Annotated in this window: 13 protein-coding genes; all 13 read left to right on the forward strand. The window is 49.3% G+C overall.

Translation table 11 applies throughout. The annotated features are described in order from the left end of the window. The first annotated feature begins 43 nt into the window (after positions 1 to 43). The 13 genes from KNP92_RS02125 (at position 44) to KNP92_RS02185 (ending at position 13,993) form a co-directional block, all read left to right on the forward strand. Positions 44 to 1,096 (forward strand): glycosyltransferase family 2 protein, encoded by a 1,053-nt coding sequence (locus KNP92_RS02125; RefSeq protein ID WP_214836302.1) that lies wholly within the window; start codon positions 44 to 46, stop codon positions 1,094 to 1,096. Positions 1,097 to 1,110: 14 nt separating this feature from the next. After that, the gene (locus tag KNP92_RS02130; RefSeq protein ID WP_214836305.1) at positions 1,111 to 2,268 is read left to right on the forward strand and encodes a glycosyltransferase family 4 protein; all 1,158 of its coding nucleotides are present in this window, start codon (positions 1,111 to 1,113) and stop codon (positions 2,266 to 2,268) included. Between the two features lie 128 nt (positions 2,269 to 2,396). Beyond that, positions 2,397 to 3,173 carry a YveK family protein gene (locus KNP92_RS02135; RefSeq protein ID WP_214836321.1) on the forward strand — a complete coding sequence of 259 codons (777 nt, stop codon included), beginning with the start codon at positions 2,397 to 2,399 and terminating at the stop codon, positions 3,171 to 3,173. Beyond that, on the forward strand, positions 3,136 to 3,840 hold the full coding sequence (locus tag KNP92_RS02140; protein ID WP_214836324.1) for a CpsD/CapB family tyrosine-protein kinase: 705 nt from the start codon (positions 3,136 to 3,138) through the stop codon (positions 3,838 to 3,840). The genes KNP92_RS02135 and KNP92_RS02140 overlap by 38 nt, the downstream gene beginning before the upstream one ends. A 22-nt stretch (positions 3,841 to 3,862) precedes the next feature. Then, entirely contained in the window at positions 3,863 to 5,134 is a 1,272-nt protein-coding gene (locus KNP92_RS02145; RefSeq protein ID WP_214836326.1) for a glycosyltransferase, read from the forward strand. After that, positions 5,077 to 6,012, forward strand: coding sequence for a glycosyltransferase family 2 protein (locus KNP92_RS02150; RefSeq protein ID WP_214836329.1), 936 nt, complete (start codon positions 5,077 to 5,079; stop codon positions 6,010 to 6,012). Before KNP92_RS02145 ends, KNP92_RS02150 begins: the two co-directional genes overlap by 58 nt. A gap of 21 nt (positions 6,013 to 6,033) precedes the next feature. Next, complete coding sequence (locus tag KNP92_RS02155; protein WP_214836332.1) at positions 6,034 to 7,092, forward strand: EpsG family protein; 1,059 nt, start codon at positions 6,034 to 6,036, stop codon at positions 7,090 to 7,092. A 20-nt stretch (positions 7,093 to 7,112) separates the two neighbouring features. Further along, positions 7,113 to 8,660, forward strand: coding sequence for an oligosaccharide flippase family protein (locus KNP92_RS02160; RefSeq protein ID WP_260563988.1), 1,548 nt, complete (start codon positions 7,113 to 7,115; stop codon positions 8,658 to 8,660). Positions 8,661 to 8,848: 188 nt separating this feature from the next. After that, positions 8,849 to 9,874 (forward strand): polysaccharide biosynthesis protein, encoded by a 1,026-nt coding sequence (locus KNP92_RS02165; protein WP_214836335.1) that lies wholly within the window; start codon positions 8,849 to 8,851, stop codon positions 9,872 to 9,874. Continuing rightward, the gene (locus KNP92_RS02170) at positions 9,871 to 11,022 is read left to right on the forward strand and encodes a polysaccharide biosynthesis C-terminal domain-containing protein (protein WP_214836338.1); all 1,152 of its coding nucleotides are present in this window, start codon (positions 9,871 to 9,873) and stop codon (positions 11,020 to 11,022) included. The genes KNP92_RS02165 and KNP92_RS02170 overlap by 4 nt, the downstream gene beginning before the upstream one ends. After that, positions 10,979 to 12,130 carry a non-hydrolyzing UDP-N-acetylglucosamine 2-epimerase gene (gene wecB, locus KNP92_RS02175; RefSeq protein ID WP_214836341.1) on the forward strand — a complete coding sequence of 384 codons (1,152 nt, stop codon included), beginning with the start codon at positions 10,979 to 10,981 and terminating at the stop codon, positions 12,128 to 12,130. Before KNP92_RS02170 ends, wecB begins: the two co-directional genes overlap by 44 nt. Positions 12,131 to 12,133: 3 nt before the next feature. Next, positions 12,134 to 13,264, forward strand: a complete 1,131-nt coding sequence (locus tag KNP92_RS02180; RefSeq protein ID WP_214836344.1) for a glycosyltransferase family 4 protein — start codon at positions 12,134 to 12,136, stop codon at positions 13,262 to 13,264. Positions 13,265 to 13,276: 12 nt separating this feature from the next. Further along, positions 13,277 to 13,993 carry a WbqC family protein gene (locus tag KNP92_RS02185; protein ID WP_214836347.1) on the forward strand — a complete coding sequence of 239 codons (717 nt, stop codon included), beginning with the start codon at positions 13,277 to 13,279 and terminating at the stop codon, positions 13,991 to 13,993. The last annotated feature ends 5 nt before the right edge of the window (positions 13,994 to 13,998 follow it).

Raw genomic sequence — 13,998 nt, forward strand, 5'->3', positions numbered from 1 at the left:
ATTTCCTACATCATGACGCGACATCCAAGAAGGAGTGAACCCGATGGCCAACTTAACGACGCTCGTTAGCTTAATCGTTCCGATTTACAACACGAGCACGTACTTGCATCAATGCCTCGATAGCCTCGTTCATCAGACATACCCACACCTTGAGATTATCTGTATCAATGACGGAAGCACAGACAATAGCCTAGATATTGCGATGACGTACGTTAACGACCCGCGTGTTCAAGTCGTCGATCAACTCAATCGCGGTTGTACAGCGTGTCGGGCGCGTGGGCTCGATATGGCCAACGGAAAATATGTCATGTTCATCGACAGTGACGATTGGCTCGACCTCGAAGCGATTCGAGTGCTCGTCGAGCATGCGGACCGAGAAGAAGCCGACGCGGTCATGGGCACATATGTCCGAGAGTACGGGAATCGGGCATTACCGAAACAAATCTTTCCGACGAACTATTTGTCATTCGATGAGGTGGAGACAAGACGTTACGTGCATCGTCGCCTATTTGGACTCATCGGCGAGGAGCTGGCGCATCCGGAAACGATTGATGCCCTTAATTCAAACTGTATCACGCTCTATCGCCGGTCACTACTTGAAGGGGTACCGATAGGGGGACCGCACGGGACGTTCGTCGACTTATATTTTCAAATCCATGTCCTCGAGAAATGTAAACGGTTCGTCTATGTCGATTATCCTGTCTATCACTATCGGAAGACGAACATGAACTCGGAATCGACCGTGTACAAACAAGACCTCGTCGCGTCGCGCCTCAACTTCTTCCATTTCATGATGGACTATATCGAACGACACGAGTTGGATGAGGAATATCGCCAGGCGTTATCGAATCGAATCGCGCTCAGCATGATTGGAATCGGATTGAACGAGTTGGCATCTTCTAAATCCGTGTGGGCTCAGGCGAAAGCGCTCCGTGATGTGCTACAGCAAGACGACTATCGACGTGCCTATGCCCAGTTCGATTTGTCCCATCTCGATTTGAAATGGAAGACGTTTTTTGCGCTCTGTAAACATGAACAGACGTTACCCCTCATCTTCTTATTGCGTGGCGTCGATTTCATGCGCCGTCGCGTGTAAGGGAGGGATGGATGATGAAACGGATGCTGATGGTGGCTTCGGTCGTGTCGATGATTGAAAGCTTCAATCGTGACAACATTCGCTTACTCCAAGAGATGGGCTATGACGTCCACGTTGCGACGAATTTTGAATGGGGCAGCATGTATTCAAACGAAAAAATTGAAAACATTCGACGCGATTTAACTCGACAAGGCGTGACGCTCTTTCAAATCGATTTTGAACGTGACATTAAGAAGATGAACGGACATGTTCGTGCCTACCAACAGTTGAAAACGATCATGACGAAACAACGCTACGACTTTATTCACTGCCATTCCCCGATTGGCGGTGTGATCGGCCGCCTCGTTTCAAGACAGACCCATACGCCCTGCATGTATACAGCACACGGGTTCCACTTCTTTAAAGGCAGCCCCTCACTCAATTGGATGCTGTATTACCCGATTGAACGGACACTCGCCCGCTTCACAGACACAATCATTACAATCAATGAAGAAGATTATGAACGGGCCCAGTCGTTCAAGACGTCCCACACATATCGCATCCCAGGTATCGGGGTCGATACGAAACGAATCGAGGCGGTGACGATTGACCGTCAAGCGAAACGTCGAGCACTTGGGGTCGATACGGATACCGACTTTGTCTTATTGTCTGTCGGCGAGCTGAATGAGAATAAAAACCATGAAACCATCATTCGGGCGATTGCCGCCTTACAGGAACCGACGCTTCGGTATTGGATTGCCGGTACGGGGAACTATCGAGCGCAGCTCGAGCACTTGATTCGTGAGCTCGGTCTGAGTGGCCAAGTTCAATTACTCGGTTATCGGGATGATGTCATTGAAGTGATGAAAGCGGCGGATTGCTTTGTTTTTCCGTCAAAACGTGAGGGATTAGGGATGGCCGCGCTTGAAGCGATGGCAGCCGGGCTGCCTTTGATCACATCAAACGTCCACGGCATCAACGATTATTCGATTGAAGGGGTCACCGGCTACAAACGGGCGCCGATTGACATCTTAGGCTTCGCTAAGGCAATCCGAACGATGCAACGGGATTTCGACTTGTCTCATCAAATGGGTCTTCACAATAGTGAGGTAGTTAAAGCGTTTGATGTCAATCGTTCGAAAGAAGAGATGCGACGTATCTACTCAGAGTTCGGTCAATTCAAGGCGACATGATAGTTCATGAAAAAATGGTCGTTATATCTTTCAGATTCGCACACTGGCCGGGGTAAGAAGAAAGAACAGAGCTAGACCGCCTCGCTAAACGTTCGGGGATACTGGTTCATTTGAAGGAGGGTTAACACGTGAAAAGTCAAACGATGTTATTGACGGAGATTTTCGACATTTTCAAAAAAAGCAAATGGCTGATTGCATTAACCGTTTTAATAGGTGGTGGCGCCGCCTATTATGTGAGCCAATCGATTGTAGAACCAACGTACGAGGCATCAACACAAATTCTCATCGTTCCGAAACAGGAAGCCGGTACAAATGTGGTCGACAGTGCTCAAATTTCATCTTCTTTATCTTTAATTAACACCTATCGTGTCATCATGCGCAGTCCGGCCATTTTAAACGAAGTGCAAGAACGGGTGCCGGAAGCCCCAGCTGACATCAGTGAAATCTTACTCGTCGAGAGCGAAGAGGACTCCCAAGTCATCAATATCGTCGTCGAGTACTCAGATGCAGCGGTAGCCGCCGAAATCGCTAACGTCATCACAAACGTGTTCGCCACCGAAATTCCCGAGTTGATGAATATCGATAACGTTCGGATTTTGTCAGAGGCACAAGTGCCGGAAGGTCCGGTCTCACCGAACGTCGTCATCAATACGGCACTCGGAATCATCGCCGGATTTGTCATCGGGGGCGCACTCGCACTTGTCCGATTCACGTTCGATAAACGGATTCATAACGAGACAGAGGCGATGCAATTGTTATCGCTCCCGGTCATCGGATCGGTCCCGGTCATTGAGAAACGGGATATGAAACCGAAAGTGGTAAAGCCAAAAAAAGATTCAACCATCCCACCGGAAGGAGATGAGCCGCATGTTCCACCTACCAAAGAAACCCGACAGTCTTCGTGACACCGAACGCCATTTGATTACGCTGACGAATCCGAAGTCACCAATCGCCGAACAGTATCGGACCATTCGGACAAATCTGCAATTTACGGCGCTTGGAGCGGAATTAAAGACGATTGTTGTGACGTCCGCTTCTCCTGGAGAAGGTAAATCGACGACGGCATCGAACCTCGCCATTGTCTACGCCCAACTCGGTAAGCGTGTTTTATTAATGGATTGCGATATGCGTAAACCGACGATTCATCAAACGTTTCAACTGATGGGCACGCAAGGGTTATCGACGGTGCTGGCCAAACGCTCCTCCGTGGAACGGGCGATTCAGACGAGTCAAGTGCCGAAGCTTCATGTTTTGTCAGCCGGACCGATTCCACCGAATCCGTCCGAACTATTGGCTTCACCGATGATGCGACAACTGTTAAATGATGTGAAAGACTTGTATGACCTCGTCATCTTAGATGCGCCACCGCTCATGCAAGTAGCTGACAGTCGGCTCCTTGCGAGCGAGGCGGACGGCACGATTCTCGTCGTCAGCTGTGACAACTCAAACCGTGATCTCGTGTTACAGGCGAAAGAACAGCTTGTTTTGTCTGGTGCGAACGTTCTCGGCCTCGTCATGAACCGACGTGAGCGGACAAGTACCGATTCTTATTATAGTTACACCCATGGGTGATGAGGAAAGGAGGGGGTGAGGGATGCGAATCTTGCACATTAATGCGATTCATGAACAGAAGAGTACTGGCCGAATCTGTAAAGAGATGTCCGAGGTAGCACGGAGCCAAGGACATGAGAGTCTCGTCGCCTATGCGACAGGACCGGACACTGTATTGGGATATCGGATTGGTTCACACGCCGATCAAAAACGGCACGCCCTCCTTTCTCGGTTGAGCGGAAAACAAGGATATTTCTCTAAAACAGCAACGGAGGACCTCATCCGGTTTATGGAAAGTTATGAGCCAGACGTCGTGCATTTACACAATCTACATTCAAACTACCTTCACCTAGAAACGTTGCTTACGTGGTTAGCGGTCCACGATATACCGACTGTGTTGACGCTCCACGACTGTTGGTTTTATACCGGGAAATGCATGCACTACACACAGGCAGGTTGCGATCGCTGGCTCGAGGGATGCGGTTCATGCCCGCAACTGAAGGAAGACAACCCGAGTTGGTTTTTTGACCGAACGGCCGAAATGTGGCGAGACAAAAAACGTTGGTTCGAGGCGATCCCCCGTCTTGCCGTCATCGGAGTTTCAGATTGGATCACCATCGAGGCGAGATTCTCCTTCTTACAGCGCGCCATGATTTTACGTCGTATTTATAATTGGGTCGACCCGGACGTGTTCCATCCTCGCGACACACGGCCGACACGTAAAGAGATAGGGATAGAGAATACGTTCGTCCTATTAGGTGTCGCAAGTTCGTGGGATGATTCGAAAGGGTTAGCGGACTGGATTGACCTCGCGAGACGCTTGCCAGATGATCGCGTTCTCCTCGTCGGGGCGATGCCGAACCGATCCTTGCCTAGTAATGTACACGTCATTCCTGCGACTTCAGACGTCGAGGAACTCGCCACCTACTACGCACTCGCCGACGTCTTCTTGAACTTATCCGAAGAAGAGTCGTTTGGAAAAGTGACCGTAGAAGCACTCGCCTCTGGGACACCTGCCATCGTCTATGACGCAACTGCCAACCCAGAGCTCGTCCCGGACCGCTGTGGTCGTGTCGTCACCCCACACGATCTCGATGCTTTAGTCCAGGCGGTGACATCGATTCGTCAAGCCGGCGGTGAGGCGTTTCGTGAGGCATGTGTCGCCCATGCGCACGGAACGTTTTCCATGCTGGATCGGGTGAGCGATTATTTGAACGTCTATACGCAACTTCAGGAAATGAAAGGAAGGGATTCACAATGGCGCGTCCACTCGTCTCCATCATCATTCCCGTCTATAACGGATCAGACTATTTAGAAGAAACGATTCATAGCGCGCTCGCCCAAACGTATGACCGCGTGGAAGTGCTCGTCATCAACGATGGATCGACCGATGGTGGGGTGACGGCAGCGATTGCAAAACGATTTGGAGACCGAATCCGCTACTTCGAGAAACCGAACGGCGGGGTGTCGACCGCCCTCAACCTGGGGATTCGTGAAATGAACGGAGACTGGTTCTCGTGGCTCAGCCATGATGATCTCTATTTACCGGAGAAGATTGCGACTCAAGTCGGTCATATCGAACGACTCGGGGATTGTGCTTCTACGACCATCTTATCGTGTGGGACCGGATTGATTGATGGAGAAGGACGTCCGATTCATCGGCCAAGGAAACGCGTGAAAGGAGCTTTCACAAGTGTGGAGATGTTTGATCATCTTTTGCTTGAGTCGTGTCTAAGTGGGTGCGCGCTCCTCATTCCCCGTCAAGCACTCGAAAACGTCGGTGGGTTCCCGACGACGTATCGCTACATCCAAGATTGGATGTGCTGGGTAGATATGACGCTCGCCGGCTATATGTTCTTTGTCACGACCGAGCAGCACGTCTTATCTCGCGTCCATGCCAAACAGCAAACGAAACGGATTGCCGAACTAGCACCGGTTGAAACAGCACGCTTCTTTGAACGATTGCTGACCCGATTGACTAGTGAGGAAAATCCGTCCCGTCATCACCTTCGGACCACGTTCCGAGCCCTTTATCGCTCGACAGACCGTTCGGCACAAGAAGAGTTGTTCGTTCGTTTTCACGGAACGCGCTACGTGTCGAAAATGGAACAGTCCCGTTGGCGTGTCTCATCAGATATCTATCATCGACTCATTACCGCTTACCGGGGGGTTATGAATCTTCGGTATCGTTAAACGTAGAGAGGAGGAGATCGTATGGTGATTTACTTAATCAATATGATGCTACTCATCGCCTGGGCGTTTCTCCTATTACGCGATGATGGGATTCGCCATGGCAAAGCGTTATTCGTCAGCATCGCCACGCTACAATGGATTGTCCTATCGGGTTTTCGCCACGTCAGTGTTGGGGCGGACACGTTGCAATACAAATGGATGTTTGACGAGACGAAAGCCATCTCGTGGAATCGTCTGGGCGATCATTTCATGGCAATTTTATTCGGGGAGGCGGAAGGTCGCGATCCTGGTTACTACATCTTGCAAAAAACGACCCAAATCGTGACAGATAACTACCAATGGTATCTCCTCATTGTCGCCGTCTTATTCCTCGTCCCGTTTGGCATTTGGATTTATCGAAACTCGACTGAGCCATTACTTAGCTTCATCATCTTCTCGACCTTGTTCTATGCGTTCTTCGCGATTACCGGCATCCGACAAACGTTAGCGACGGCCATCGCCGTCTTGATTGGCTATTACTTCATTCAACAGCGCCGCTTTTGGCCATTCCTTGCGATTGTACTCCTTGCTGCGACAATCCATAAATCGGCACTCGTGTTCATTCCGTTTTACTTCTTGGCGACCAAAACAATTACGACGCGTTATCTCCTGTTTATGGGTGCTCTCATCCCTTTCTTGTTCGTGTTCCGGATTCAACTGTTCGAATTGTTTCGGACGATTAGCGGGTATGAGGAGTATGAATATTACGCTGGAGCGGGCACACTTAACTTCTCGCTCATGCTACTCGTTATTACAGGTGTCGCGATTTGGCGACGTGAACAAATGATTGCCGCCAACCCGAACGTGACACATTATTTGAACGCGTTGCTCTTAGCCCTCTGTTTCTTGCCTCTCACGTTCATTAATCCATCGATGATGCGAATCGTCCAATACTTCTCGATTTTCATCATGCTCCTCATCCCTGAACTGATTCGTTCCTTTGATCAGCGCGAACGACTGCTCGTCTATTACACGGCTATCACGATGCTCATGCTGTTGTTCGCACGTTATCAGCCGGTATATCAATTCTTTTGGCAATAAAAAAGAGGGAGGGGAGTCACGTGGCGACCAAAGTTCAAATCGAGGTCGATGAGGCAAAGAGTTCTCGTCAAATCAAAATTGGTGCGTTGATGTCCTATGTCGCCATCGGATTTAACGTCTTAGCTGGACTTCTTTACACCCCATGGATGATTGCTGAGATTGGTCAGGCAAGCTATGGCTTATACATGCTCTCCATTTCGCTCGTCAGTATGTTCGCACTCGATTTCGGGCTCGAGGCGGCCGTGTCTCGCTTCTTATCGAAGTATTATGCTCTCGGTGATCGAGACGGGGCGGCCAAATTTCTCGGTGTCGCGTTCAAGTTGTTCCTAGGTATCGCCGGATTGATTGCGTGCGTCTTGATTGGCGTCTACGTCATGATTGAGAGCATTTATGCGAGCCTGTCACCAGCGGAAATCGACACCCTGAAAGTCCTTTACATCATGGTCGGATTTTATATCGTCGTCTTGTTCCCGACGAAACCGTTCAACGGGATTTTTGTCGCCAATGAACGCTTCGTCATCTTGAACTGGTTTAACTTGTCGGAGAAGGTATTGACCGTGCTGTTAATGGTTGGGGCCCTCTTACTTGGGTTTGGGCTTTATGCACTTGTCTTCGTGAATGCGATTGTTGGTCTTGCCATCATCGTCGGAAAGGGGCTCTACTTGTTCCGGAAGACGGACACCGTCGTCGAATGGCTCTATCAAAGTCGTGCCATGTATCGAGATATCTTCTCCTTCTCATCCTGGACGACGATTATCGCCTTGGCTCAACGATTCATCTTAAACATCACACCGACGATTCTCGGGGCGGTCGCCGGGAGCGCTTCGATTGCTTTATTCTCGATTGGGATGGTGATCGAAGGATACGTCTGGACAATTGCGTCGGCCATCGGATCGCTTTTCCTTCCGAAAGTGACGCGTATGACGACGAACAACCGACATGATGCGCTTGAGGATTTGCTCATACGGGTCGGTCGGATTCAACTCTTTATCGTTGGATTGATTATCGTCGGGTTCATGACGATGGGGCAAGAGTTTATTCGGCTTTGGGTCGGCGAGTCGTTTAAAACGTCTTATCTCATCGCCCTTCTATTGATTGCACCCGGTTTGATTACGTTGACGCAAGAGATTGCGTATACGACGCTCATCGCCGTCAATCAAATCAAATTTCGGGCGTTCGCCTCTCTCCTCGTCGCAACGGTGAGTGTCATCTTATCCCTCATCTTATCGCCCCAATATGGAGCGGTTGGCGCAGCCGTTGCCATCTTGGTCGGAAACGTGGTGGGGACGGTCGTCTTTATGAATGTCGTGTACATGAAAGTATTGAACTTAAACATGTGGCGCTTCTTCTTTGCCTGTCATTTGAAAATTGCACCAGCCTTGCTCTTCTTGGCGATTGTCGGCACCTTGATGCAGACGTACTTTCCCGTCGACTCACTCGTCGCGTTTTTAGTAAAAGCGCTCATCATCGGTATCATGTATGGGACGTTCTTATGGCTCTTCACGTTCCGGGAGAGCGAGAAGCAGTTAGTCCTCGGTGTTATACGGCGCGTTTCAAAGACATCCTAAAGGGTGTCTTTTCCATTCACCGGTAAAAGTGGAATCGACCATCTTTCAAAAAAATGATACACATATCCTTCCTATTTTCAAAAGAGTCGGGTATCACCGTAGTATCATCATTTGTCTTTTAGAATTCCAATTCGTTCATCCATCACCTTACGTAACTTGAAGACATCATGAAAAGGAGAGAATTGGCCATGTTCAAAGATAAAACGTTACTCATCACAGGGGGAACGGGATCCTTCGGCAACGCCGTGATGCAACGCTTCCTCAAAACGGACATTAAAGAAATTCGCATCTTCTCCCGAGATGAAAAAAAGCAAGATGATATGCGCAAACTGTATCACGATGACAAGCTCAAGTTTTATATCGGGGACGTCCGTGATATCAATAGCGTACGAAACGCCATGTATGGCGTCGACTACGTCTTCCACGCTGCGGCGCTGAAGCAAGTCCCGTCTTGTGAGTTCTTCCCGCTCGAAGCGGTCAAGACGAACGTGCTCGGCACAGACAACGTGCTCAATGCGGCAATCGAACAACATGTGAATAAAGTGATTTGCCTCTCCACCGATAAAGCGGCATATCCAATCAATGCGATGGGCATCTCGAAAGCGATGATGGAGAAAGTGTTCGTCGCGAAGGCGAAAGCAGTCGCACCGAATCAGACACTCATTTGCGGCACGCGTTATGGGAACGTGATGGCCTCACGCGGCTCGGTCATCCCGCTCTTTGTCGAACAAATCAAACGAGGGGAACCCCTCACCGTCACGGATCCATTCATGACCCGCTTCTTGATGAGCTTAGAAGACGCGGTCGAGCTTGTCGTCTTCGCCTTTAACCATGCGCATGCTGGTGACATCATGGTCCAAAAATCACCCGCTTCAACGATTGGGGTCCTCGCTCAAGCGCTCCTCGAGCTCTTCCATGCCTCTAACCCGATTAAAGTCATCGGTACACGGCATGGTGAGAAAGCGTATGAGACGTTATTAACACGAGAAGAGAACGTCGTCGCCGAAGACATGGGCGGATTTTATCGGGTCCCGGCCGACACGCGTGACTTGAACTACGACAAATACTTTAACGAAGGAAGTAAACAATTGACGGTCGAGGGAGAGTACAACTCGGCCAACACCGAACAGTTAAACGTCGAGCAAGTGAAACAGTTGTTGTTGACACTACCGTACATCCGTGAAGAACTCGCGAGCTGGGTGAAGGTGTCATGAACATTCTGATTACTGGAGCGAACGGCTTCGTCGGGAAGAATTTAGTGGCGACACTAGAAGGTACCGGACATACGTTGCTGTGTTGCACAAGAGACACGCCACCGGACGTACTTGCGGCATATTGTGAAGAGGCAAATTTCGTCTATCATCTAGCCGGTGTCAATCGAACGGAACGAGAAGCGGAGTTCATCGAAGGGAACGTCACGTTCACGAAACGACTTGTTGCTATGTTGACGAAGGCAGAGAACTTAGCCCCGATCATGTTCGCATCTTCAATTCAAGCGACACGGGACAACCCATACGGGAACAGCAAACGAATGGCGGAAGAGCTATTGATGCGTGAGCAGTTGACGACGGGTCGTCGGATTCATTTGTATCGTTTCCCGAACTTGTTCGGCAAGTGGGGGCGGCCCGGCTATAACAGTGTCGTCGCAACCTTTTGTGATCGTGTGGCACGCCATCTACCGCTCGACATTCATGAACCGGAGCGTTTGATGGAACTTGCCTACATCGATGACGTTATCGCTTCGCTCGTATCGCTACTTGACACGTTCGTCGAGCAAGAGGCACCGTTTCGGGAAGTTCCGACGCATTCACCAGTCTCTCTCGGCCACATTGCCGAGTTGCTCGTCTCGTTTCGAGAAAGCCGGAAGACGTTAGCCGTACCTCAGCTCGAGGACACGTTCACAAAACGGTTGTACAGCACGTATCTCAGTTATTTACCGGTCGATGATTTCGCTTATGACTTGACGATGCACGAGGATAAGCGGGGCTCCTTCACCGAGTTTCTTCGCACACCTGATCGAGGTCAAGTTTCGATTAACGTCGCCAAGCCGGGCATCACGAAAGGGAATCACTGGCACCATACGAAAAACGAGAAATTTTTGGTCGTCAGTGGGGATGCCGTCATTCGATTCCGAAAAATCGGGACAGATGAAGTAATTAGTTATCATGTCAGCGGAGATATGATGCGCGTCGTCGACATTCCGGTCGGCTATACGCACCACATTGAGAATGTCGGCACAACGGACCTTGTGACGGTCATGTGGGTGAATGAAGCGTTCGATGCAGCCAGCCCGGATACAACTTTCATGGAGGTGCAAAATGAAACGTCTGAAAGTGATGACCATCGTCGGAACGCGTCCTGAAATCATCAGATTGTCGGCCGTCATCCACAAACTTGAACAGTCCGAAGCGATTGATCATGTTCTCGTTCACACCGGTCAAAATTATGATTACGAGTTGAATGAGGTGTTCTTCAACGACTTTTGCTTACGTAAACCAGACCACTTCTTAAACGCCGCCACAGGGACCCCGGTCGAGACGATTGGTAACATCTTAATTCAAGTCGACCCAGTGCTCGAAATGGAGCGTCCGGACGCCGTCTTGATTCTCGGTGATACGAATTCGTGTCTTTGTGCGATTGCGGCCAAACGCCGGAAGATTCCAATTTTTCATATGGAGGCAGGTAACCGTTGTTTCGACCAACGCGTTCCCGAAGAGATAAATCGTAAAATCGTCGACCATACTGCTGATGTGAATTTGACGTATAGCGATATCGCCCGAGAATATTTGCTTCGTGAGGGATTACCGGCGGAACGAATCATTAAGACGGGAAGTCCGATGTACGAAGTGCTCGCTTCAAAACGAGAAGCGATTGAACAGTCTGATGTGTTAGAACGTCTCGAATTGACATCTGAGCACTATTTCCTCGTCTCGGCCCATCGTGAAGAAAACGTCAATTCTGATAAGCAGTTCCTAGCACTCGTCGATAGCTTAAACGCGATCGCGGCCCAGTACGAGTTACCGGTCATCGTCAGCACTCATCCTCGAACGATGAAACGCATCAACGAGTTGAACGTTACGTTCCATCCGCTTGTCCGCCTGTTAAAACCGCTTGGATTCATCGACTACAATCATCTGCAACTTCACGCAAGAGCAGTATTAAGCGACAGTGGCACAATCAGTGAAGAATCGTCGATTCTCGGTTTACGAGGTCTGAACATCCGCGAGGCACATGAACGTCCCGAAGCGATGGAAGAAGGAGCGGTGCTCATGGTTGGGCTACAGAAAGAGCGGATTTTGCAAGGTCTCTCCATCTTGATGGAACAACCACAGCCTCGACTCGTCAATGACTACAGCATGCCAAACGTTTCCGACAAAGTTGTCCGCATCCTCATTTCCTACACCGACTACATTCGGCGCGAAGTATGGAAAGGGACGACTGACCCACGTCAGACTGTAAAGGAGAGCTGAGTGATGAAACAAAAACTGGTCTTCATTAGTAATATTGCCTCCCCCTATCAAGTAAAGCTATGCTACGCGCTAGAAGAGTATTTTGAGGCAGAGTTTTGGTTTTACGAGCACCTCGACAGCAATCGACCTCACTGGTGGAAAATCCCGCTTGGCGATCGCTGCAAAGTATTGCCGTACTCAAAACGATTCCCGAAATTGAGTTATTTCTCGCTCGGTCTGATTCCGGAACTCATTCGGTTTAAACCAGATATTTTACTCCTAGGCGGCTTCATGCCTGGCCATGCGGTCTTGACGAAGCTTGCGAAGCGACTGGGAATGAAAGTGGTTGTCATGAGCGAACCGCTACGGCCGCTTCAAAATGATGACGATCCCTCGACGTTGCTCATGAACCGACAAGACAATCCGACGAAGACGAAGTTACTCCATTGGATGTTCAAGGACGCTGACCTCTACTTCGGGATGGGGACGGTCGCTGTCGAACAGTTCAAGTCCGAGTTACGATTTGATCCTGAGAAAGTCGTGCACGCGACCTATGCGCAAGACATCGACGCCTATTTCGAGCATCCTTTGCGTCATAAGGAGCCAGGCGACACGTTCAAGTTGTTATTCGCCAATCGTCTCGTTGAACGTTATCAACCACTCCTTGTTTTAGAGGCGTATCGCAACTTATCAAAACGCTATTCACTCGAACTGTATTTAAATCATTCCGGCCAACTGTTAGAAGCATGTAAAGCCTATATCAAGACGCATCAACTCGAACACGTTCACTTCTTAGACGAAATCAAGGCATGGGATGAGATGCCTCGCGTTTACGAACAAGCAGATATTTTGATTCTTCCGGCGACGTATTCAAATGGGAATGGAACGATTATTGAAGCGCGCGCGTCAGGGATGGGCATCGTGATCAGCAATCAAATCAATAATGTTGCTCATCACTCGGTCAGTGAAGAAAACTGTTACTTCTGCGACGTGACGGTCGAATCGATTGAAGCGAGTATCGAGCAATATTTAAAGCATCCAGAACGACTCATCAAACACGGTCAATTGTCACGCGAACTTGTAAAGTTTCACCGAAACGACGTGACAGCAAAAGGGTATTACGACACGTTGCGGGAGAAAAAGCTCATCTTATAAAGGAGGTTGGTCATGAAAGTCGCAATCATGCAGCCATACTTTTTTCCGTACATCGGGTACTACCAGCTCATTCACGCAGTCGACACGTTCGTCATCTATGATGATGTCCATTTCATCAAAAAAGGTTGGATTCATCGCAACTATATTTTAGTGGATGAACACAAAGTTCCGCTGACGATGTCGGTGAAAAAGATGAGTCAAAATCGTCTCATCCTCGAACATGAGCGGGCAAACATTGAAGATGTGATACGCCATCAATTGAAGCACCTCTATCATGGTTACAGGCGGACCTCGCAGTTTGAACGAGTCATGCCAGTCCTCGAGCAAGCGATTGAGTATGAGGATCGAAACGTCAGTCGGTACTTAGCTCATAGTATCGAGACGATTGCTCGATATTTAGGGATTCGAACAAACATCATTTGTTCTTCCGATTTAGCCATCGGGAAAGCGCTGAGAGGCCAAGATCGTGTCCTCGCCATTTGTCAGGCGCTCGGCGCGACCGAATACATCAACGCCATCAATGGACGAGCACTCTATGATGCCGATGCGTTTGACGAAAGAGGCATCCGTCTATCTTTCATTGATACGGACATCGTGCCGTATGACCAAGGAATGGAAACGTTTGAACCGTACTTGTCTATCATCGATTTAATGATGCATTGTTCGAAAGAAGAGATGCAATTGATGCTCGACCGATACGCGCTTATATCAAACCGACAAGTCACCTAGGAGGT

The sequence above is a fragment of the Exiguobacterium sp. s122 genome (genome assembly GCF_018618475.1).
Taxonomy (GTDB): Bacteria; Bacillota; Bacilli; order Exiguobacteriales; family Exiguobacteriaceae; genus Exiguobacterium; species Exiguobacterium himgiriensis.